Here is a 20,978-nt window from a genome sequence, read left to right as displayed (position 1 = left end):
TTATTGACCTCCTAACACAGCTTGGATGTACTGTTGCGGATCAAGGATTTGATCAGCCGTCATACTTGCTAGATTAACAAACCACTCTGCATTAATACCAATAGTCACGGTGATCGCCGCCATCAAAATGATTGGTAAATACAGGCAGAAACGCTCTGAATCAGATAGAGGTGCAAGCGTTTCTGCTTGTTCTGGCAATTTCTTCCAAAATGCTTCAGCCCAGATTTTGATCATTGAGTACATCGTTAGTAGACCAACCGCCAAAGAGGCGACAACGCCAATCCAAGCTTCAGCTTCGATACCTGCTTTAATCTTAGCGAAGAAGCCTGACAGTGGTGGAATACCGGCGAGAGACATCGCTGGCACCGCAAACAAGATCGCTAAGAATGGCTTTGACTTATACAAGCCACCAAGACGAGACAAATCATAGGTGCCATGCAGGCGGTGCATCACACCACCAATTAAGAACAGGTTAGTTTTCACTACAATATGGTGGAATAGATAGAACACACCGCCAAGAATCGCTAATGGAGTGAACAAAGCTAGACCTAAGATCATGTAACCGATCTGACTCACAATGTGGAACGATAAGATACGACGTACTTCAAACTGAGCTGCGGCACCTAAAACGCCTGTCACCATAGTGAAAATACCCATCCACATCAGCAAGTTGCTGTGCGTAAAGGCAATGTCACCAATGAAGATAACACTAAATACACGGTAAAGCGCGTAGACACCGACTTTCGTCAATAGACCCGCGAATACGGCAGAAATCGCCACTGGTGGTGTGTGGTAAGATGCTGGTAGCCAGAAGAACAACGGGAACGCTGCCGCTTTGATACCAAACGCAATCAAGAACAACAGTGAAATAACCGTAACCACTTCTGGGTTGTCTGACATCGCAAGCTTCTGGCCTAAATCAGCCATGTTCAGAGTGCCTGCGTAAGCATAGAGCAAACCGATCGCACTCAAGAACAGTGCTGATGACAGTAGGTTTAGAGTTACGTACTTCAATGCCCCTTCCATCTGGCTACGCTCACCACCAAGGATAAGCAAACCAAAAGAAGCGACCAACATGATTTCAAACCAAACATACAGGTTGAAAATATCACCTGTCAGAAACGAGCCGATAACACCAGCAAGCATAAGATGAAGCAGCGGATAGAAGCCGAACTTCTCATGCTCTTTAGTCATCGTCGCTAGCGCGTATATTGAGATACAAAACGCTACCACTGCTGACACAGTCACCATAATGACCGCCAACAAATCGGCAACGAGAGAAATACCGTATGGCGCTTCCCAATCACCCAATGTCACGACTTGAATACCATCGTTATAAACTGTCGTGAACAGAGTCACAGCAGCAATAAGCAACGCAAAGTTAGAGAACACACTGATCCAGCGTTGCAACGTTTGATGTTTCCACAGCGTCATAGATAACGCAGCGGCCAACATCGGGATCAGTACTGGCATTAATAACATCATAGTTGTGAATCTGTACTCTTCATTTCGTTCATATCGTCAGCGCCAATGACTTTGTAAGCGCGTTTAATCAGTACAACTGCAAACGCCAAAACACCAAAACTGATTACAATGGCAGTAAGAATCAATGCCTGCGGTAGTGGGTCAGCTATCTGACCAACCGGAGCATAGAGTCCCTCTGGAATCAGTGGTGGCGCTCCGCGTACAAGGCCACCGCCCGTGAAGATCAACAAGTTGGTCGCGTTGGACAGAATCATCAAACCGATCACGAGTTTTACCACACTGCGACGAAGCATCATGTATAACGCTGCTGCGTAAAGCGCACCAATAACAAAGGCAAATAGAGTGGTCATATTACTCTTCCTCCAACTGCGCAAGAGAGAATAGAAGTGTCGTTACCATGCCGACTACTACAAGGTAAACACCGATATCAAAAATCAGTGGTGTACTGAGTTTGAGCTCACCTAAACCGGGAACGTGCACATACCACCACACTGCACTTAAGAAGGTGCTGCCTGATTTGATAACGCCGACAAAACCACTCAAGGTCGCGATAATCAGACCGCCGCCCATTAGGTAAGAGCTATCGATACCAATCAGCTTACGTGTCTGAGTGGCATCAAAAGCAAACAAGTGCAGAGCAAATGCTGCTGAAGCCACAAGTCCGGCAATGAAACCACCACCCGGCTCGTCGTGTCCACGTAGAAGTAAGAACACAGAAAACAGCAGTAACATCGGTAGCAAGAAGCGCGCGATCACCTGCAGAATAAGAGAAGTACCTGTATTGTTCATGACTAATCCTTCTTCGTTCTTAGCATTGCGGTAACACCAATCGCAGCAAGCGATAGCACGAAGATTTCACCCAAGGTATCCAGTGCACGGTAATCCACAAGAATTACGTTCACAATGTTACGACCTTTGGCTATTGGGTAACTGTTTTCGATTAGGTATTCGCTAATACCACCTGGCATTGCGAAATGAACTACCGTCATCAATAGCGTTGCCATCATTGCACCAAATAGAATCGCGACTGCGCAATCTCGCCAGCGAACATCGGAACTGGATAGCTTTTGGAATTTAGGCAGCTTGAACAGTACTAATACCAGCATGATGACCGTTAGGGTTTCGATCAGAACCTGAGTAATCGCCAAATCTGGTGCACTAAAGAACACGTAGATCAGTGCCATAGCAAAGCCTAACGCGCCAATGGCCGCAACAGAGCTCAATCGTACTGATGTAGTACACGCAAATGTAATCACAGAGATAATAAGGATTGACACTCCGACTTCTTTCAATGTCACGTCAGAGAAGTCTAGATCCCAATGGAAACCGACTTTGGTGTACATGGTGTACCCCACAAGAGCGATTGTGGTTAAGAAAATAGTCAGAATGTAGTTCGACATATAGCCGTTTTGCAGCTTAGCCGTACTCCATTTAGCGAACTTAACCATGTTATCCATGAAGATGAAATAGCCACTTTCTGGACCGTACTTAAGCATTGGCTTCGCTTTTGATGCTTTAGGACCAAGTCTATCCCAGTTCTTGAACAGCAAGTAACCAAGACCAAGAGCCAATAGGCTCATCATCAATGGGATATTAAAACCATGCCACAACGCCAAGTCGATATCCGATACTTCGTAGCCAGATACCGCGTTAGCTGCAGAGGTTAGCAGTGGCGATACTAGACTTGGCAACAGACCAAAGATCAAACCAACAACGGATAGAATTGTGAAGCCTAAACGCATGCCCATTGGCGCTTCGTGAGCCGCTTTCGGCGTCGATTTTTTCTCACCCCAGAACGGCTTAATCACTAACAAACACGCACATGCGACAATGAAGATTGACGTGAGTAATGCCATGAATGCAAGAACAGCAGCCCAAGGACTTGATAATACGCCCTCTAGCATCATCTCTTTACCAATGAAGCCAAATAGAGGTGGGACACCAGCAAGAGCTAGCGCAGCTAATGACATGAATGCCGCAGTATAAGGCATAGCTTTACGTAAACCGCCAAGTTCGCGTACATCTTTTGTACCTGTCTCGTGGTCTATCGTACCGGCCGCCATGAACAGCGCACCTTTATACAAGGCGTGACCTAGTAAGAACACCATTGCCGCAACAAGAGCCGCTTCAGTGCCGATACCGATCAACATAGTCAACGTACCCAGTGCCATAATGGTGGAGTATGCAAGAATCTTTTTGAGATCGGTACTCGTCACCGCCATTGCAGCGCCTAGCAACATCGTAATGGCACCGATACCAGAGAGTAGCATGGTCCATGTGTCGTGGCCTGCCATCGTTGGCTGAAGACGCGCCATCAAATACACACCGGCTTTCACCATGGTTGCAGAGTGAAGGTATGAACTCACTGGCGTTGGTGCTGCCATTGCGTTCGGTAGCCAAAAATGGAATGGGAATTGTGCCGACTTGGTGAACGTGCCACCAAGGACTGCCAACATCATCACTGTAAACAGTGCATGCGACTGAAGGCTCGTACCTTGTGAGAGGATTTCACTGATCTCATACGTGCCAGCCATCATGCCTAGCATGATGATGCCCGCAAGTAACGCTAGACCTCCACCAACCGTAACGAAAAGGCCTTGAAGTGCAGACTTTCGCGACGACTCTTTTTCGTGATAGTAACCGATTAGCATGTAAGAAGTGATACTGGTGAGCTCCCAGAACACGAACATCGCAATCAGGTTGTTGGATAGCACAATCCCTAGCATAGCGCCCATGAAAGCCATCAGGTAAGTGAGTAGTTTACGCTGATCAGGTTTATTTGCGAGGTAACTACCCGCATAAATGATGACAAAAAAGCCAATACCTGAAATCAACAACGCGAACATCAGACTCAGACCATCTAGCCAAAAATCCAAACTGATACCGAGAGAAGGTACCCATTCGTAGCTGATGAGAAGTGGTCCCTGCCCTGTTACAACAGGAAGGTAATTTGCAAAATAGACAAAAAGTGTCGCTGGCAGTATTGCGAGCAACTTACTGGTTCGTTCTCCAAAATGCTTAAAAAGCCAAGGTACGAACCCCGCCAGAATAAATCCTGACAGAACTGCAAACAGCATTAATGAAAGCCTCCGTTTACCCTCTCGCCTTGCGAAAAGGGTGATTCCCAAAAATAGATAAGAAAACCAATCCTCGGTTTCCTGTTACCTTATTGATAATTGTTGCTGTAGTTAACACAACTTTATTGTTATTTGTCATACCTATAGCGATAGGTTGACGTAGGTCAAATTCTAGTGCTGAAGTGTCTAGAAAGATATTCGCTTGTTGTGAGCCCAAACATCGGAAAAACCTACATATAATCACTAAAACAACGCAATTAGTTTAAGCCAAGACATTTCCGTTACATTTCTCAGCCCAACTTAATAAGTAGTATAAATAAAAAAACAAAAGCCATAACAATAACGTTATGGCTTTGAGTGATATTGCCGCATTTTTTGCTAACTTGTTACTGGGAAATGACCTAATCTTGCAAAACAGTTTGCTGATTGGGACGCAACGCCCACCATAAAATGGTGAACCCTGTAATCGCTGAAAGGCTAGACCCCATCAAGATGCCAAGTCGTGCGTACGTTTCAAAAATCAAGGTTTCTCCGGTAAACGCTAACGAAGAGATGAAAATTGACATCGTAAATCCAATACCACACAGCATGGATACCGCCACTACCTGACCAAAATTAGTCCCAGCAGGCAGTTTCGCCAACCCTAACCGAATCGAAAGCCAGCAAAATAGCGTGATGCCTATCGGTTTACCAACCATCAAACCCATCGCGATGCCCATAGGCACCATCGACGTTAACCCTTCAACTGAGACATCGGTTAACGTGATACCTGCATTGGTCAGCGCGAATAGAGGTAAAATAATGAACACCACATAAGGGTTGAGCTTATGCTCCAGCACCTCAAGTGGCGCTAACGGCTTAGTGTAATCCTCTTTTTTCAGACGCAGAGGGATGGCAAAGCCAACTAATACACCTGCAATTGTGGCATGGATACCTGATGCCATGACTGCGCCCCATAAGATCAACCCAACCACTAGATACGCGACTATCGAGTGTACCTTCTTTATGTTCATATAAAACAATAAACACGTAGACGCCACACTCGCTAATAATGCAACCGTTGAAAGATCGCTGGTATAGAAAAGTGCGATGATCACAATGGCGCCAAGATCGTCAATGATAGCGAGCGCCAGCAAGAAAACCTTAAGGTTCACTGGCACCTTATCACCCAGCAATGCCATCACGCCAAGCGCGAATGCGATGTCTGTTGCTGCCGGAATTGCCCAACCAGCAAGTGCTTCGGGGTTTTGGTAGTTAAAAAGGACGTAAACAAGAGCGGGAACTACCATGCCACCTAATGCAGCAATAGCGGGAAACAGAGCCATTTCTCGGGTTTTAAGTGCCCCTTTTAATAGCTCACGCTTTACTTCCAAACCAATCAACAAGAAGAAAATGGCCATTAAGCCATCGTTAATCCAGTGACTGATCGGCATACCGAGAAAATAACTGTGGAGAAAGGCGTGATAAACATCACTAAAAGAACTGTTTGCCAACGTCATAGCAGCAATGGTCGCAATAATTAGCAACACACCACCGGATGACTCGGACTTCACAAAATTACGTAAGACTTTTACCATAATCTTTGCTTTCCTTATCAATAAAACGCCCTTTCACCGAAGTGAAATAAGCTAACGAAATACCCCTAAACTGGTGTAAAACACCAGCCTAAAGTGTAGCTCGCAATGAAAAGCAAAGTTACAAATGTTGCCGCACAGTTACAATTGATTACAATTTTATAGTGGTATCTGAAACTTAGAGTGACTCTCGCAGTGACTGCATCGGTGTTAGGCGTAGCAATCTCGCCACCGGTAGTATCCCTGCGATCACGAGAGCAACCAGCGCCAGTACAACGGTATTGAGGTAAATTGCAGGTTCAAAGTAGAGCTGCAGCGTCCAACCAAAAGACTGCCTAATGATGATATCAACAACAAGCTGTGCCAACGTTAAGCCTAGTGGTACCGCAATCAGTATCGAAATGAAACCAAACACCAACAGTTGTAAACCACCAACGAATACCAGTTCTTTGCCCGAGATACCGAAACAGCGAAGCAAAGAGAACTGTTTCTGGCGCGAGGACTCTCCCGCTAAGGTAGCAAAAAAGATCCCGACAATCGCGATGATTAGGGTGATGTTACCCAGCGTGTCTGCAATCACAAACGTTCTGTCAAATGCGGTCAAAGCTTGGGTATGAATCGTCTTGTTATTGACAATACGGTCTGCGCCTAAATCGAAGTTCTGCATCAATCGACGTTTTAACTCACGTTTATCGATATTATCCGCTAAATTCACGCCTAAAGTAATATTGCCCTGCCCTTCATAGGCTGCTAACCAGTTACGGTGCGACATCACCACTTGATTAAACGGGTTACCGTAATCGTAATAAACCCCGGTAACCAACCAACCATCACCAAAATCCGCGCCGAGATTGATATAATCGCCTGGTCGGATATCAAGTTTCAGTGACATAGATTCACTCACCATCACACCACGCGAATAATGCAGGTTTTGCCAATATTTTGGGATACCAAGCTTCACGGCTAGCGCATCATGTTCACCTTGCGATGTACCGCTACTGACCACCTGAGCCTGCCCTAAATCAGTCGCAACATCGCGTTCCCAGCGCCACCACACTTCTTCAACTTCTGGTTGAGCTTTTAGCCAACGGCTCAACGTCGGAGCGGTTTTAGCATAGGGGTAAACATATACATCAGATGCAAGCTTTTGCGTTAACCACTCATCGGTTGTATGACGGAAGCTTCCTACCAGAGTTTCAACCCCAATATTGGCAGCCATCGAAAGCATAAAGGCCATCGTTGCAACGCCGCGATAACTCATACTAGCCGCCGCATCAGCAAAGAACCAACGTACTTTGACCCAGCGTAAACTGAATGAAAAACTCTGGAAAAGATGCCACAGCAAAAAAGGCGTGAACATCGCCACACTAAGCAGCATTAAGGCAATAATCGCAAAACCCGATTCGTTAGACTCAGGAGCTTGAAATATAGCGATGGCCGCGACCGTAAACACGCAAGACAATGCCGCCTGTAAGGTAAATTCTCTACCTGCAAAACGCACCAATGACAGTTTTGATGTCAGGCGAATAGGCTGAGACCTTAACAGTCGAACCAGCGGCCATGCGCACGCAAGCCCAGCACCAATCGCAGTCAACATTAAGCTATACAAGCCAGTGTCCCATGACCAGCTGACATTAAGACTCATACTCGCGCCGTAAAGATAGCCAAGGCCGGAAGAGACAGAAGGCATTAGCTGATTGGCCAAAATAAGACCAAACGCATTACCCACCACCCAACATACTGTAACGAGCACAAGTAGCTCAATGAGCATTGACTGAATCAGCTGTAGATTAGACACGCCCAATTGACGTAATGAGCCCACAAGCGTCTGTCTTTGAATCATCGACAATGAAATTGCTTGATAGAAAATAAATAAGCCTACGAGGAATGAGAGCATTCCTAGCGCTTTTAAATTCATATGGAAGGCTTGAGTAATCGACTCTAGCTCTGCTCTAGAATTTCGTGTCAGCATTACGCCATCAGGCAGGCGAGTTTTTAAAATCGTCAACTTATCGACTGACATCTCACCACAGCCGATAAATGTAAGGTCGCTTTTGCGCTGCAGGCCACGCAGTAAGTTGCTATCGGCAACGATTTGTGAACTATTGAGGAAATCCTCATTGTCGATAATCACCGGCCCAATAAAAGAGCCATCATCAAGGCGAATGAGATTTCCGGCACCCCAGTTCATCAATTGGGCAAAATCATCGGTAACCAAAATTGGGAATGGATGGGTGGCTTTAGGAAGATGTGGTGCTTCGGCAATTTCAAATCGCTGATTAAAACGCGTCATAAACAGCGGATCAACGCCAACGATATTGATATCTTCACCTTCAGCGCTGCGAAGGCTGACAAAATCAAATGGGGTGCATTGTTCGAATGCTTCATCGCGAAGCTCAGAATAGAGAGACTTTGGTAGAACGCCGTTCGGTTCAGTAGTACGAATAAGGTAAGGAATTGGACTCGAAAACAGTTGGTCCCCATTTTCGTAGCTATCTCGTGCGTGGTTATTGATCGCCGTAACACCAACCAATAGAGAAACACCAAGAATCAGCCCTAACGCGACGAGAATAACTTGGAATGGGTGGCGATGATAGTGACCGAGTAGCGCTTTAACTACGGGCCATGACATGTAGCTGCCCTCCTTGCAAACGCACGCGCCCTGACAAGTGATTGGCGACTTTCTCACTGTGTGTGACCAGCAGCAATGTGCACTCTAAATCTCGCGTCAAATTCGTCAGCAGTCGCATCACCGCTTCAGCATTTCGCTCATCCAAACTCCCTGTCGGCTCATCGGCCAATAGCAGTTTGGGTTCTAGGTAGAGCGCTCGTGCTATCGCTGCTCTTTGCTGCTGACCACCTGAAATTTCTTCTGGGTAACGACCTAGCAAAGGCATGAGGTCCAAGACGGAAAGGATTTGTCGCCAAAGTGCTTGGTCTTCAGGCAGTCCCTTTAATTGACGACAAAAACGGATGTTATCGGCAATATTGAGTGTAGGAAGAAGATTAAACTGCTGGAAGATTAGACCGATATTATTTCGACGATAAGCGGTTCTTTGGTGCTCTTGCACATCGTGCATCGCAAATTTTGGAAACTGGATTTGACCGTCATCGACCGTATCAAGGCCTGCGATTAGGTTAAGCAGCGTACTCTTACCGGAGCCACTCTCACCCATCAATGCCATCTGCTCACCTTGAGCCAACGTCAATTCTGCACCTTGCAGTACAGGGTAAAACTCTCCCCCGTCGACATATCCTTTGCTTAAGTTGGTCAGTTGTAACATTAAACCGCTCGTGTGATGACTTTTCTCCGGGGTGAGAATCTACACTAAAATCCACCGACTAGGAAGCATTTTGCACACTAGATCACAAAATGCTCAACCTTAAATGTCAAAGCACGTAGTTAGCCGCAAATGATTGATTTGCTGTGTAGATTGTTCACCTCTCAATGATGTCAAAAAATCACTTTATGCTAGTTGATGTGACTCAAAGTATGTTCCTAATCCATTTTTTGCTTTTAATTCGGGGAATCGACCCTATCCACTTAACGACCTCTTCAAGTAAGAACAAGGCATAAACCCACTCAGGTGGCCAAACCAGCAATGCAGCCGCCAATGCTGCACAAGGAATACCGATTAGCCACTGCGCGACCAAATCTTGATACAAACAAAACTTCACGTCTCCGCCAGCCCGCAAGATGCCATTGATTGCCATCATCGGCACTGAGCGGACAAAAATACCAATACACAAGATCACCATGAACTTATCTGAGAGTGCTCTTGTCTCTGGAGTGAGCGCACTGAAGGCGTCAAGAATTGGGGCTCTTAGCAGATACACCACGAGTGCGACAAGAATCGAGGTCGCAATGTTAATCGCGGTAATACCGAGCGCTTGATAATAAACCTCATCATGCTTATTGGCGCCTAATTGATTTCCTACTAGCACTGCACCTGACGAAGAAAGCCCAATCATTAGCGCTAATGACATAGACTCGATTGGGGTCATCACTGCCAATGCAGCCAACCCTTGAACTCCGGTCTGACCCATAATGGCTTGATAAGCGAACAAGCCGCCTGACCAAGCTAAGAAATTGAACGTGGTTGGCATTGAGAGTGACAGGAATTTTCGCACCTTCTCTTTTTTGAGTACTGCAACAATGTCAACCTTGCCAAACGCCAGCAGATGCTTCTTGCCGTAGAGATAGCCATATAAGCAGGCAATCTCAATGAAGCCACTGATAACTGTAGCGATAGCGGCCCCGACTATGCCTAACTTTGGAAAGCCCAAATGACCAAAAATCAGCACCCAATTAAGGAAAATATTGGCGACGATCCCCACACCACTAAATAAGGTGCTTAAGCCCGGTTTGTGCACCGCGCGTAAGCCAACGGCCATACTTGCGCCGCAAGCCACCACAAACATAGTCACCGATGTAATAATCAGGTACTGAGCTCCCAACTCTATCACTTGTTGCGAATCAGTGGTTACACCCATGATTTGATGTGGGAACAGTAAAAATATTAATACCGTGATTGCAGCAAACGCCATTGAGACTAACCAAGTGAGTGCGGTACTTTGCCTCACTCCTTCTCTATTACCACTTCCCCAATACTGAGCAGTGAGCAGTGCGCCACCGGTTGTCACTCCCACCAGCATGATTGTCGAAACAAAAGTGGCTCGCGCTGCTATGCCGACCGCTGCAATTTCATATTCTCCGAGTTGCCCTAACATCATCACATCGACTAAGCTTCGACTAGAAAACATGATATTTTGCAATGTGATAGGTAACGCTATGGCGATTAACTTGCGCAGAAAATCTTTGTCTAAATGGCGTAACACTAATGCGTATGTCGACACACACTACCTCGTTTAAATTACATGTTGATGGGTAAATGGCTTTTAAGCCAGCTGAATCTTGGTACTAATATGAATTCGAGAGCTAACGAAGTAAGCAATTCAGGTTCTTTTGATTCATTAACGAAGTATACGCCTCAAATCGTGGTGCTGTGAGTAAATTTATTGCGATAACTGATTGATCGAATAACGTAATTTTACAATTGATAGGCTTCTCTAAATTTTGGTCTAAGGAGTGACCGTAAATGAAAAAAGTTTTAGTGCTTGGGGCATCTGGTTACATAGGTTCACAACTTTTGCCATTGCTGGTTCATCGCGGATATCAAGTGACGGGCGCAGCGAGGCAACTAGAATACTTAAAGGCACGCGTTGAACCCGCGCCTAATTTGTCACTCGTCTACCTCGATCTAGCTGATGCAGAAGCAACACAAAATCTTGTCGCGCAACATGATTTGGTGTTTTTCCTCGTTCACGGCATGGCCCATGGTTATGATTTTGTCGAATATGAGCTCTCTCTGGCAGTCAACGTGAAAAATGCGCTCAATCACAGCCACGTCGAACACGTTATCTACCTTAGTGCGATTCAACCACAAACCGCAAATTCCGAACACCTAAAAGCGCGACGTGAAACGGGGGCTATCCTGCGTCAATCGAAGGTTCCTATCACAGAGCTTCGTGCTGGAGTGATTATCGGACCAGGCTCTGCAGCTTATGAGATAATGCGCGACTTTGTGATGAACCTACCTATTCTAGTAACACCCACTTCTGTCGACTCTAAAGCCAACCCGATCGCACTCGACAATCTTAATCACTACCTAATCTCAATTGCTAATGAACAGCCTAGAGATAACATTATCTATGAAGTCGGAGGCCCCGATGCCATGACGTATAGAGAACAGTTTGAAATCATCTGTAGAGCTAATGGTCGACCCTTTCGAATCTTCACAACGCCCCTACTCAGCCCTAAGATGGCTTCTCACTGGCTGAGCATCATCACCTCTGTGCCTGCTGCGGTTGGTAGAGCATTGCTTGCAGGTTTAGATCACGACTTTATTGCAAACGACCAAGAAATTCGCGCCAAATACCCACAAACATTAATCCCATTTAAACAGGCGGTTGAGCACTCCATTAATCAAGATGGCGAGTTTCTTCGTTCTAATGTTTGGGGTTACGATCCTACGGCTTTAAAGCGCTGGCAACCCGGTTACGGTTACTACCCAAAACAGGCAGGGGCAAGTTTTACCACACCGGCCTCTATCAGTGCCTTATGGCAGGTTGCCAAGAAGCTTGGCAGTCAAAAAGAGGGCTATTTCTTTGCCAACCCTCTATGGCGTCTAAGAGAATGGCTGGATATTTTCTTTGGTAGTGGACGCCCTGTGCGTCATCAACCCAAAGGAGATGAACTTCGGGTCGGCGATCATATTGATTCGTGGAAAGTGATCCGCATTGATGAGCCTAAGTTTCTGTCACTGCTGTTTGGTATGAGAGGGCCAGGTTTAGGTCGCTTAGAAGTTCAGTTGGAAGATTTAGGTAATCAGCGACGTTTGTCTGTGACAGCTTGGTGGCACCCTAAAGGGTTTCTCGGGCTTTTATACTGGTTCGCGATGATGCCCGCTCACCTGTTCATCTTTCGAGGAATGGTAAGAGCGATCGCAAAAAAGGCCATCGCTCTTGATAAGAAACGCTAAAGTTATGCAATTATTCCGCGCTGAAGTTTAGCGGTATTTCTGCCAGTTGGTTGCCTTGGTTATTAGGGAAGACAAGATACTCACCGTGGTATTTCACATTCGACTTATAGTCCGTCACTTTGTGAACCATAAACCCTGCCTTCATTGCCATCTCTACAAATTGTGCGTGATTACCACGCACAAACCAACTCATTGGTTTCACCAGCAGCTCACCATCAAAGCAGTCATCACATTGGTTAGCACACAACGCCAGTGAATTTAAGCCTTCACTGAAGAATTGTACTTTACCGGCATTCACTAAAGGCTCGGATGTCGACACATCCCAATTCTCGGCAATCATTTGATCAAGAAAAGTCTCGATCATCGCATCTGTCACTGGAGCGCCTTGTGGATCTTGCGCAAAAAATTGTGCGTAATAAGCAGAGATACGCTTGAACAATCTCTCTAACGCAGCATCATTCCCTTTCGAGCGACCTGCCTTTTGCCAACGCGTCAAATCTTGGCTAACGACTCGGCCAAAGCGCTGCTGTTTCAGTGCTTTAGTTACCCATCGAACTAAAAATAGGTTGTTCGCCACAGGGGCATTAACCGCTTTTCCTTGACGATGCAGTTCAGCTAACTCATCTAACGCACTGTTCACCACGTTTTGAATGTCTTGAGTATATAGAGTCATAAATTAAGCCTTTCTAGAAAGTACAAGGTAGAAGGTTGCAGACAACACAGCACACACCGTCATCATAAGAAGCATTGGCCACACTTCGTCTCCAGGCAGGCTAGCCACAATCACACCGATAATAGAGCCTAAACCAAAACGCAGTGTACCTGCTAATGAAGCCGCGGTTCCTGCCATATTAGGGTAACCACTTAGCAGCAAGCCCATTGTGTTACTACCAATCGTAGATAAGGTGCCGATAAACATCACAACAAACGGCACAATACCCCAAAGGCCAAGGTCAAATAACCATGCCATGAACAAACCACAGCCAGCGAACAGCTGTACACTCAGAGCGAAGCGCAGCATATTGTGCGAGCCGACACGCTTAACGAAGCGGCCGTTGAGACTGGTCATAATGATCATCGCTACAATATTCAGGCCAAAGAGATAACCAAACTCTTGTGTTTCTACACCAAAAATATCGATATAGACAAATGAGCCCGCGGTCAAAAACGCAAACATGCCAGAGAATGAAAACGCGCCACAGAACATTAGGCCAATCGCGACCGGGTTACTGAGGAGTCGGAAGTAGTTACGTAGCGTAGTACCAAATCTCAGCGGACTGCGGTTTTCTACTGCCAGTGTTTCAGGGATACGCCACATAACCAGAGCGATCACCAACATAGAAAAGGCGGCTAACACCCAAAAGATACCACGCCATCCAACCCACACGGCAATATAGCCACCAATCATCGGAGCGATCAATGGCGCAATAGTAATCACCAACGTGACAAACGACATGGCACGTGCAAAGTCTTCACGCTCAAACATATCGCGCACAACCGCCTGGATGATCACCGCTGCCGCTGCACCCGCGAACCCTTGCGCTGCACGCACATAAGTCAATGAGTCAATATCAGATACCGATGCACTGATGATCGCCGCGAGCATGAAAAATAGCGTGCCACCAATCAATACAGGTCGTCGGCCATAGCTATCAGAAATGGGGCCGTGAATCAGCTGGCCAAGTGCAAAGCCTGCTGTGTACATGGTCAACGTGATCTGCACCTCGCCCGGAGTCACATTCAGATCTCGAGCAATATCCGGCATCGCAGGTAAGTACATGTCGATAGCCAGAGGTGTGAGTGCGCCGATGGCACCGAGTACCATAAACAAAACAAAGTTGAGAGACGCGTTAGCGGTAGAAGTCGTGTTTTGAGTTGACGTTGTCATTAGCAGTTATTTATTCCAAATAGAGTCAATTTCTTGCTGTGTTAAGAAGCGGTAATCGCCAGGCTCTAGGCTCTCGTCTAAGGTGATTTGACCAATCTTTTCTCGATGCAGTTGTTCAACCTTGTTGCCCAATGCCGCAAACATGCGTTTTACCTGATGGTACTTCCCTTCCGAGATAGTCAACAAAAGCTCGTTTTCTGCATAGTTAACCACTTCCATCTTGGCTGGAGCTGTTGGGTCTTTTTCATTGCGTAGCTCGATACCTTGCGCCACCTTTTCGGCATAATCATCACCGATCGCATCCGCAAGCCATACACGATACACTTTTTCACATTTGTGCTTCGGTGAGGTAATACGATGAGACCACTGGCCATCATCCGTAATCAGCACCAAGCCGGTGGTATCGACATCTAAGCGCCCAGCGAAATGAAGGCTTTCCATTTTAGGCTCATCGAGTAGCACAAATGCCGTATGATTGAAGCCATCTTCATGCGAACACACAAAGCCATCTGGCTTATACAGCATGATGTAGCGTGGGCCAGGTTTTGCGATAACTCTCTCTTGCCAAGCAACTTCTGCACCATCGGAAACTTTGAACGCTCCACTTTTCTGCACAGCACCGTCTACGGTGACTTCACCACTTTTAATGATTTTTGTTGCTTCTTTACGTGTTGCACCTAAAGCATCACAGAGAAATTTGTCTAAACGCATTGTGACCTCACTAACATTTCTATGCAGCGCAGTATACAGACAATTCACTATACTGCGAGGTAAAACCCATGAAATGACTTGAATTGACCTAATTTGACAAGGATTGAATAACGATTGAACGAAGCCACTGGTTCGCTTGGTTATTTTCTAGCTTTTTCGGCCAGTTAACCCAAACGTCAATCTTGCTGATCTCAAACGGCACCTGCATCAAACGAATAGGCAGAGTCGACTGAAATTCTTTGGCTAATCGAGTCGGGCTGATCCCAAGAGCCTCACTATGCGCAACCGTATAAATCATCGAATAGAGTGAATTGTGCTCACTGTGCGTTTTACGCTCTGGCAGTGGCACTTTTGCCAATGTTTCAGCCGCTCTGGTATCAAAACGGCGCAGGTTCAGCTTGGCGTGAGACTCCGCAAAATAACCAGAGTAATCCACTTGCTTACCTACCCTCGGGTGGTCTTTTCTTACTACACAACAAATATCTTCTTGTGCTGTCAGAACTGACGTCACACTAGACACCCTGGGATCCACATAGTCCACCACCAAATCAACGTCACCACTCATTAGGGCATCGTAAATCTGTTCATCATCCGGAGGAAGCGCCACACAAATTATGTCGGCACTGGTTTGGTTAATCTTTTGCAGTCTCGGTATCATGTCAGAGATAAACACATCCGGCACAAACACTTTGAATGAGCGAGTACTATTTTCCGGCGAAAATTTTTCATAGCCCAAAATGCTCTGCTCAATGGTATTAAACGCTGGTGAGACTTGTTTAAATAGATCATGGGCAACAAAGGTCGCCTCCACTCCGACGTTTTTGCGCTGAAATAGTGTTTCACCAAGCTGAGTATTGAGCCTTTTAATCGCATGTGACACTGCTGAAGGCGTAAGATCCAATGCTTCTGCGGTCATAGAGTAAGAGCCTGTTTTGTAAACGCTTAAAAAGACCCGTAACAGGTTTAAATCGAAGTGATTGCTTTTCGGCATGTGGTGTCACCTATCAAAACATATAACTCAATAAAACAAAAAAAGCCCTTGCAAAGCAAGGGCAAAGACAAGTTTTACAACTTAACTAGCGAAAAGGGATATCGACTAACGGTTGATTGGAGACTGACCTGTCGCCGATTTACCGTAGCTGTAACCACTGTGGTCTTGCGGCAGCGCCATCTTGAACCAGAAATCAAAGTCATCAAGGTACGATGTCAGTGCGCTCATTTTTGAGATATCGCCATCAACAGTCGCTTTACCTGACTTCAATAGCTCTTGAAGCGTGGTTTGTTGCAGCAGCATCAACGTGATATCTGAACGGTTTACCGTCAGTGTGAAGTCAGCGTTTGGCACATCGAAGCCCTCGATGTTACTCATACGGCCATTGTTTGCTTCGATAGCGTATTTTGCATCTTCATCAGGGATGACAAGATTCGCATTCATGTTGAATCCGTCCATCGCCGCTTTCGGGCCATTGAAACGAACACCCATGAAGTTCAAGAAGTCACGCGTTGGCATCGCTTGAATCAAATCTGGAGTAACGGCTTTGGTTGATTGAACCTCAACGACACCATTACGTAATTCTGATGCACCTGCTAGGAATACATTACGCTCACCTGACGACTCAGACTGATAACCTAACTGCTCAAAACAGTCAGCTTGCAAGTAGCGCGCTTGCATGTTCCCAGGATTTGCAAATACCACGTTGTTTACGACTGTCGCACACCAGCGATATTCACCGTTTTCAAACGCTTTCTTACCCTCAGCAAGAATCGCATCTTCACCCATCATTTCTGTGTATTTCGTTGCTTGGTCAACCGAGTTAAGGTGGAGTAGCGTCGCTGGGTTCATATCGAAGTAACCGATGTACTTATTCGCCACCGCTTTTGCATTACGGTGATATGAGCCGTGGTAGCCACGTGTGTACCATTGATCAGCAAGCGGCTTTGGTACAAAGAACTCATCTTGAATGTCAGTGATGCTTACACCGTGGTTGATTAGGCGCAGTGTCTCATCGTGTAAGTAACCGTACATGTCACGTTGACCACGTAAGTAGTCTTGAATATTGTCATTGCCCCAGCGTGGCCAGCCGTGAGAAGCAAATAGCAGTTCTGCTTCTCCACCGAATAGGTAAAGCGCTTCGTTGATAGAGTCAGCCCACTGAAGTGTGTCACGAACAAATGCGCCACGTAGCGTATAAACGTTATGTAAACCCGCAACCGTTGTCTCTGCACCCCAGTATGCTTTATAAGCTGGGATGTAAGTATTCATTTCAGATGGCGCTTCTGTATCAGGTGCGTTCTGGAACACCATCTCAAGTCCATCAACCTTCAATGTTTCGATATCGTCTTCAACTTGGTGAGTTGGCAATATCAGGGATAAACCACCGTTTGCTACCCCCTTACCAATAGCCGCATCTACTTGGCCTTTCGGACTTTTTGCCAATGTGTTGCCGTACTGGAACACTACTCGGCGTGCCATCACGTTACCGGCAAGCACGTTTTCTGAAATTGCAAAATCTGAGAATGCGCGAGGGGCAAGAATTTCTACGTCACCGTTGTCAACTTGCTCTTGCGAGACGATACCCTTCACACCACCAAAGTGGTCACCATGAGAGTGTGAATACACCACACCTTTAATCGGTAGGTCGCCATCTTTAGCATGTTGCTTAAACAAGTCATAAGCAGCGGCTGCCGTTTCAGGGATCGTCAACGGATCAAATACCACCCAACCATTGTCTGAACGGACAAAGCTCACCTGAGCCAAGTCATAACCGCGAACTTGATATACCTTCCCTGGTAAGATCTCATAGAGACCGTGTTCCATATTGAGTTCAGCCTGACGTTGCATGGAAGGATGAATCGAATCGTAATCTTTACCCTGAAGCAAATAGTCGTAACTACCCAGTTCCCAAACCACGTTGCCGTTTGCGTCTTTGATTTCCAGGTCATCTACGCGTGCAATGAAGCCTTTACGCGCCAAATCCCAATCCTCTTTATCTGCAAAAGGTAGGCTTTCACGTAGTTCATTCTGGAACGCAACGGTGTGAGAGCTTGCCGCTTTTTCGTCAGGCGTAAAGGTCGGTAGCGATGCCGCTGCTGCCACCGTACCTGAAAGTGTTGCTGTTACAACGACGCCTAGGGTAGAAAGTTTCATAAGAACCTCAAAGTTTATGCTTATTAGAAATTAAATGAACGAAGCGGCCATAAGGGCTTCAAAATCTCGTGACACGGCACTATTAGTAATGACACCTAACGACTTTGCTTGACTAAACGACAGTTGTCCTCGCACCATTGCGACAAGTACATCAATATCCGTTACGACCACGCCTTGATACTTATCTTTTGGAATTTGATGCGCCTGAATCTTGATGGATTGACCATCTGCGATCAGTCGATAAAAATGCTGGCCTTCACCATCAAATAGGGTGATATCAAAATGTTCCCCGGCGAAACGAGCTTCGAGCTTTTGCAACAAGAGGTATTGCACGGTTGCCCAGTTAGCACGAACTGAACGGCTGATAAGGCCCTGCTGCTCTGCCTGATGAAAAGCAACTGCGACTTCAAACGTCCCCTGTGGGGTTGCAAAGATGGCTCCATCCACCCCTCCATCCGCTAAACATGCGTTGGCGTTGCTGCTGAGCATCACACTTGCAAGGGTCACGGCGAGCAGTTGTCGTTTCATTAATGCCTCATGACTTCGTTTTGGTGATGTTATGTTAGCGAGCCACACGCTGAATAAAAACCAAGCTAGATGACATTGTGGTATGAATACTATTCATCTCACTTTTCATCAAATTGGCGTGTATAATCCCTTTCTGTTTTAGATTCCTTGCGAGCCCAATGTACACTCTTCGTCCCTATCAAGCAGACTCCGTAAAAGCGGTTATTCACTATTTTCGGAAACATCAAACACCTGCTGTCATCGTGCTTCCGACCGGGGCTGGGAAAAGTTTGGTGATTGCCGAACTTGCTCGTTTAGCGCGCGGTAAGGTTTTAGTGCTTGCTCACGTTAAGGAGTTGGTAGAGCAGAACCATGCGAAATATGAGGGGTATGATCTAAAAGGGGCCATCTACTCGGCGGGACTTGGACGCAAAGAGACAGAAGAGCAAGTTGTGTTTGCCTCTGTTCAGTCTATGGTTCGTAACCTCGATGATTTCAAAGACGCTTTTTCGCTAATGGTCATTGATGAATGTCACCGAGTGCCCGATAACAAAGACAGTAGTTATCAGAAAGTGATCGCCCATCTAAGATCAATCAATCCAAGCATTAAAGTGCTTGGGCTTACTGCCACACCTTATCGTCTTGGTATGGGCTGGATTTACCAATACCACACGCGTGGTTTAGTACGAACTGAAGAAAGCCGCTTTTTCCGCGACTGTATTTTTGAGCTCCCTATCCGTTACCTATTAGATGAAGGCTTCTTGACGCCAGCGCAAATGATCGACGCGCCAGTACTCAGTTACGACTTCTCTCAACTGAAACCGGCAACCACAGGTCGCTATAAGGAATCGGAACTCGATCTTGTCATCGAACGCTCAAAAAGAGCCACTCCGCAAATCGTGCAGCAGGTGATTGAACAAGCTAAAGAACGTCACGGCGTGATGATTTTTGCCGCGACGGTGCGTCACGCTCAAGAGATCTATTCTCTACTACCTGATCACCAAGCCGCGATTGTGATTGGCGATACACCGACTCTAGAGCGCGATGATATTATTCAGCGATTCAAAAATCGTGAAATCAAATTTCTAGTCAATGTGTCGGTACTCACGACGGGATTTGACGCACCACATGTTGATCTCATCGCCATTCTTCGTCCAACAGAATCCGTTAGCCTCTATCAGCAGATCGTGGGACGGGGCCTGAGATTGTCCGACGGTAAAACCGAATGTTTAGTGTTGGATTACGCAGGCAACAGCTATGACTTATATCAACCTGAAGTGGGCGATCCAAAGCCTGACGCTGACAGTGAAATTATCACTATTCCCTGCCCTGCCTGCGGCTTTAACAACAACTTTTGGGGTAAGTTAGACAGCAACGGATTTTTACTCGAACATTTTGGCCGACGCTGCCAAGGTTATTTTACCGATGAAGAAACAGGTGAACGTGAACATTGTGGGTATCGCTTCCGCGCCAAATATTGTAACGAATGCGGTGCAGACAACGATATTGCCGCGCGTATCTGCCACGAATGTGATGCTACCTTGGTTGATCCAGACAAAAAACTTAAAGAAGCGCTAGACCTAAAAGACGCATTGGTATTCGAGTGTCTATCTATGAGCCTGTCTGTTCACAAGGACAATGGCGGAAAATCGAGCTTAAAGGTCACGTACCAGGGTGAAAATCAAGCACAAGTGCACGAGTTTTGGTCTTTAAATACCCAGAAGCAAAAACAGGCGTTTGCTAAGCAGTTTGTTCGTCCCCATTTAGCAGATAAACATAACCCCTACAATGCGTTAACAGCCAAACAAGCATCTGATAATCAACACCGATTTCGACCACCTCAGTTTGTGATTGCAAGAAAATCGGGGCGTTTTTGGTCATTACGAGATAAAGTCTTTGCTGATGAGCTAAATTAGCGGATTTATTGCTATTTCTTATTGCTCGTTACGATATTCAATGATAGTATCCGCGCTCGCTTTCACAGTAATGTCTTATTGAGAGAGCTATACTACGCCAACAAGGTCGCATTGTTGACGTGAAACTTAT

16 protein-coding genes are annotated in these 20,978 nt (G+C 46.2%); 2 read left to right on the top strand and 14 right to left on the bottom strand.

Translation table 11 applies throughout. The annotated features are described in order from the left end of the window. The 8 genes from QWZ05_RS19250 to QWZ05_RS19215 form a co-directional block, all read right to left on the bottom strand. Entirely contained in the window at nucleotides 1-1,485 is a 1,485-nt protein-coding gene (locus QWZ05_RS19250; protein ID WP_290300111.1) for a Na+/H+ antiporter subunit D, read from the bottom strand. After that, the gene (locus tag QWZ05_RS19245; RefSeq protein ID WP_264877361.1) at nucleotides 1,482-1,835 is read right to left on the bottom strand and encodes a Na+/H+ antiporter subunit C; all 354 of its coding nucleotides are present in this window, start codon (nucleotides 1,833-1,835) and stop codon (nucleotides 1,482-1,484) included. The genes QWZ05_RS19250 and QWZ05_RS19245 overlap by 4 nt, the downstream gene beginning before the upstream one ends. A 1-nt stretch (nucleotide 1,836) precedes the next feature. Next, nucleotides 1,837-2,274, bottom strand: coding sequence for a Na+/H+ antiporter subunit B (locus tag QWZ05_RS19240; RefSeq protein WP_264877360.1), 438 nt, complete (start codon nucleotides 2,272-2,274; stop codon nucleotides 1,837-1,839). Between the two features lie 2 nt (nucleotides 2,275-2,276). Next, nucleotides 2,277-4,562 carry a putative monovalent cation/H+ antiporter subunit A gene (locus QWZ05_RS19235; RefSeq protein WP_290300109.1) on the bottom strand — a complete coding sequence of 762 codons (2,286 nt, stop codon included), beginning with the start codon at nucleotides 4,560-4,562 and terminating at the stop codon, nucleotides 2,277-2,279. A 401-nt stretch (nucleotides 4,563-4,963) separates the two neighbouring features. Further along, complete coding sequence (gene nhaA, locus QWZ05_RS19230; RefSeq protein WP_264877358.1) at nucleotides 4,964-6,139, bottom strand: Na+/H+ antiporter NhaA; 1,176 nt, start codon at nucleotides 6,137-6,139, stop codon at nucleotides 4,964-4,966. 175 nt (nucleotides 6,140-6,314) lie between these two features. Continuing rightward, nucleotides 6,315-8,768 (bottom strand): ABC transporter permease, encoded by a 2,454-nt coding sequence (locus QWZ05_RS19225; RefSeq protein WP_290300107.1) that lies wholly within the window; start codon nucleotides 8,766-8,768, stop codon nucleotides 6,315-6,317. Then, complete coding sequence (locus tag QWZ05_RS19220; protein WP_264877356.1) at nucleotides 8,749-9,420, bottom strand: ABC transporter ATP-binding protein; 672 nt, start codon at nucleotides 9,418-9,420, stop codon at nucleotides 8,749-8,751. The genes QWZ05_RS19225 and QWZ05_RS19220 overlap by 20 nt, the downstream gene beginning before the upstream one ends. A 202-nt stretch (nucleotides 9,421-9,622) precedes the next feature. Next, nucleotides 9,623-10,993, bottom strand: a complete 1,371-nt coding sequence (locus tag QWZ05_RS19215) for an MATE family efflux transporter (protein ID WP_264877355.1) — start codon at nucleotides 10,991-10,993, stop codon at nucleotides 9,623-9,625. A gap of 242 nt (nucleotides 10,994-11,235) precedes the next feature. Between QWZ05_RS19215 and QWZ05_RS19210 the strand changes: the two genes are divergently transcribed. Continuing rightward, entirely contained in the window at nucleotides 11,236-12,678 is a 1,443-nt protein-coding gene (locus tag QWZ05_RS19210; RefSeq protein ID WP_290300103.1) for a DUF2867 domain-containing protein, read from the top strand. 10 nt (nucleotides 12,679-12,688) lie between these two features. Here QWZ05_RS19210 and QWZ05_RS19205 read toward each other — a convergent pair whose 3' ends face one another. The 6 genes from QWZ05_RS19205 to QWZ05_RS19180 all read right to left on the bottom strand — a co-directional run bounded on the left by QWZ05_RS19205 (nucleotide 12,689) and on the right by QWZ05_RS19180 (nucleotide 18,953). Next, nucleotides 12,689-13,351 carry a DUF2913 family protein gene (locus tag QWZ05_RS19205; protein WP_290300101.1) on the bottom strand — a complete coding sequence of 221 codons (663 nt, stop codon included), beginning with the start codon at nucleotides 13,349-13,351 and terminating at the stop codon, nucleotides 12,689-12,691. 3 nt (nucleotides 13,352-13,354) lie between these two features. Further along, on the bottom strand, nucleotides 13,355-14,566 hold the full coding sequence (locus tag QWZ05_RS19200; RefSeq protein WP_264877352.1) for a Bcr/CflA family multidrug efflux MFS transporter: 1,212 nt from the start codon (nucleotides 14,564-14,566) through the stop codon (nucleotides 13,355-13,357). A 6-nt stretch (nucleotides 14,567-14,572) separates the two neighbouring features. Further along, nucleotides 14,573-15,277, bottom strand: coding sequence for a 16S rRNA pseudouridine(516) synthase RsuA (gene rsuA / locus QWZ05_RS19195; protein WP_264877351.1), 705 nt, complete (start codon nucleotides 15,275-15,277; stop codon nucleotides 14,573-14,575). Nucleotides 15,278-15,365: 88 nt separating this feature from the next. Further along, nucleotides 15,366-16,268 carry a LysR family transcriptional regulator gene (locus QWZ05_RS19190; RefSeq protein WP_264877350.1) on the bottom strand — a complete coding sequence of 301 codons (903 nt, stop codon included), beginning with the start codon at nucleotides 16,266-16,268 and terminating at the stop codon, nucleotides 15,366-15,368. Nucleotides 16,269-16,373: 105 nt separating this feature from the next. Next, entirely contained in the window at nucleotides 16,374-18,425 is a 2,052-nt protein-coding gene (locus QWZ05_RS19185) for an alkyl/aryl-sulfatase (RefSeq protein ID WP_264877349.1), read from the bottom strand. A 30-nt stretch (nucleotides 18,426-18,455) separates the two neighbouring features. After that, entirely contained in the window at nucleotides 18,456-18,953 is a 498-nt protein-coding gene (locus QWZ05_RS19180) for a hypothetical protein (protein WP_264877348.1), read from the bottom strand. Between the two features lie 158 nt (nucleotides 18,954-19,111). On the opposite strand from QWZ05_RS19180, the gene radD reads away from it, so the two are divergent. Continuing rightward, nucleotides 19,112-20,848 (top strand): DNA repair helicase RadD, encoded by a 1,737-nt coding sequence (gene radD, locus QWZ05_RS19175; RefSeq protein WP_264877347.1) that lies wholly within the window; start codon nucleotides 19,112-19,114, stop codon nucleotides 20,846-20,848. Nucleotides 20,849-20,978: the final 130 nt, after the last annotated feature.

Source organism: Vibrio agarivorans (genome assembly GCF_030409635.1).
Taxonomy (GTDB): Bacteria; Pseudomonadota; Gammaproteobacteria; order Enterobacterales; family Vibrionaceae; genus Vibrio; species Vibrio agarivorans.
Note: the sequence above shows the minus strand (reverse complement) of the source record. Positions and strands in the feature narration are given on the sequence as shown.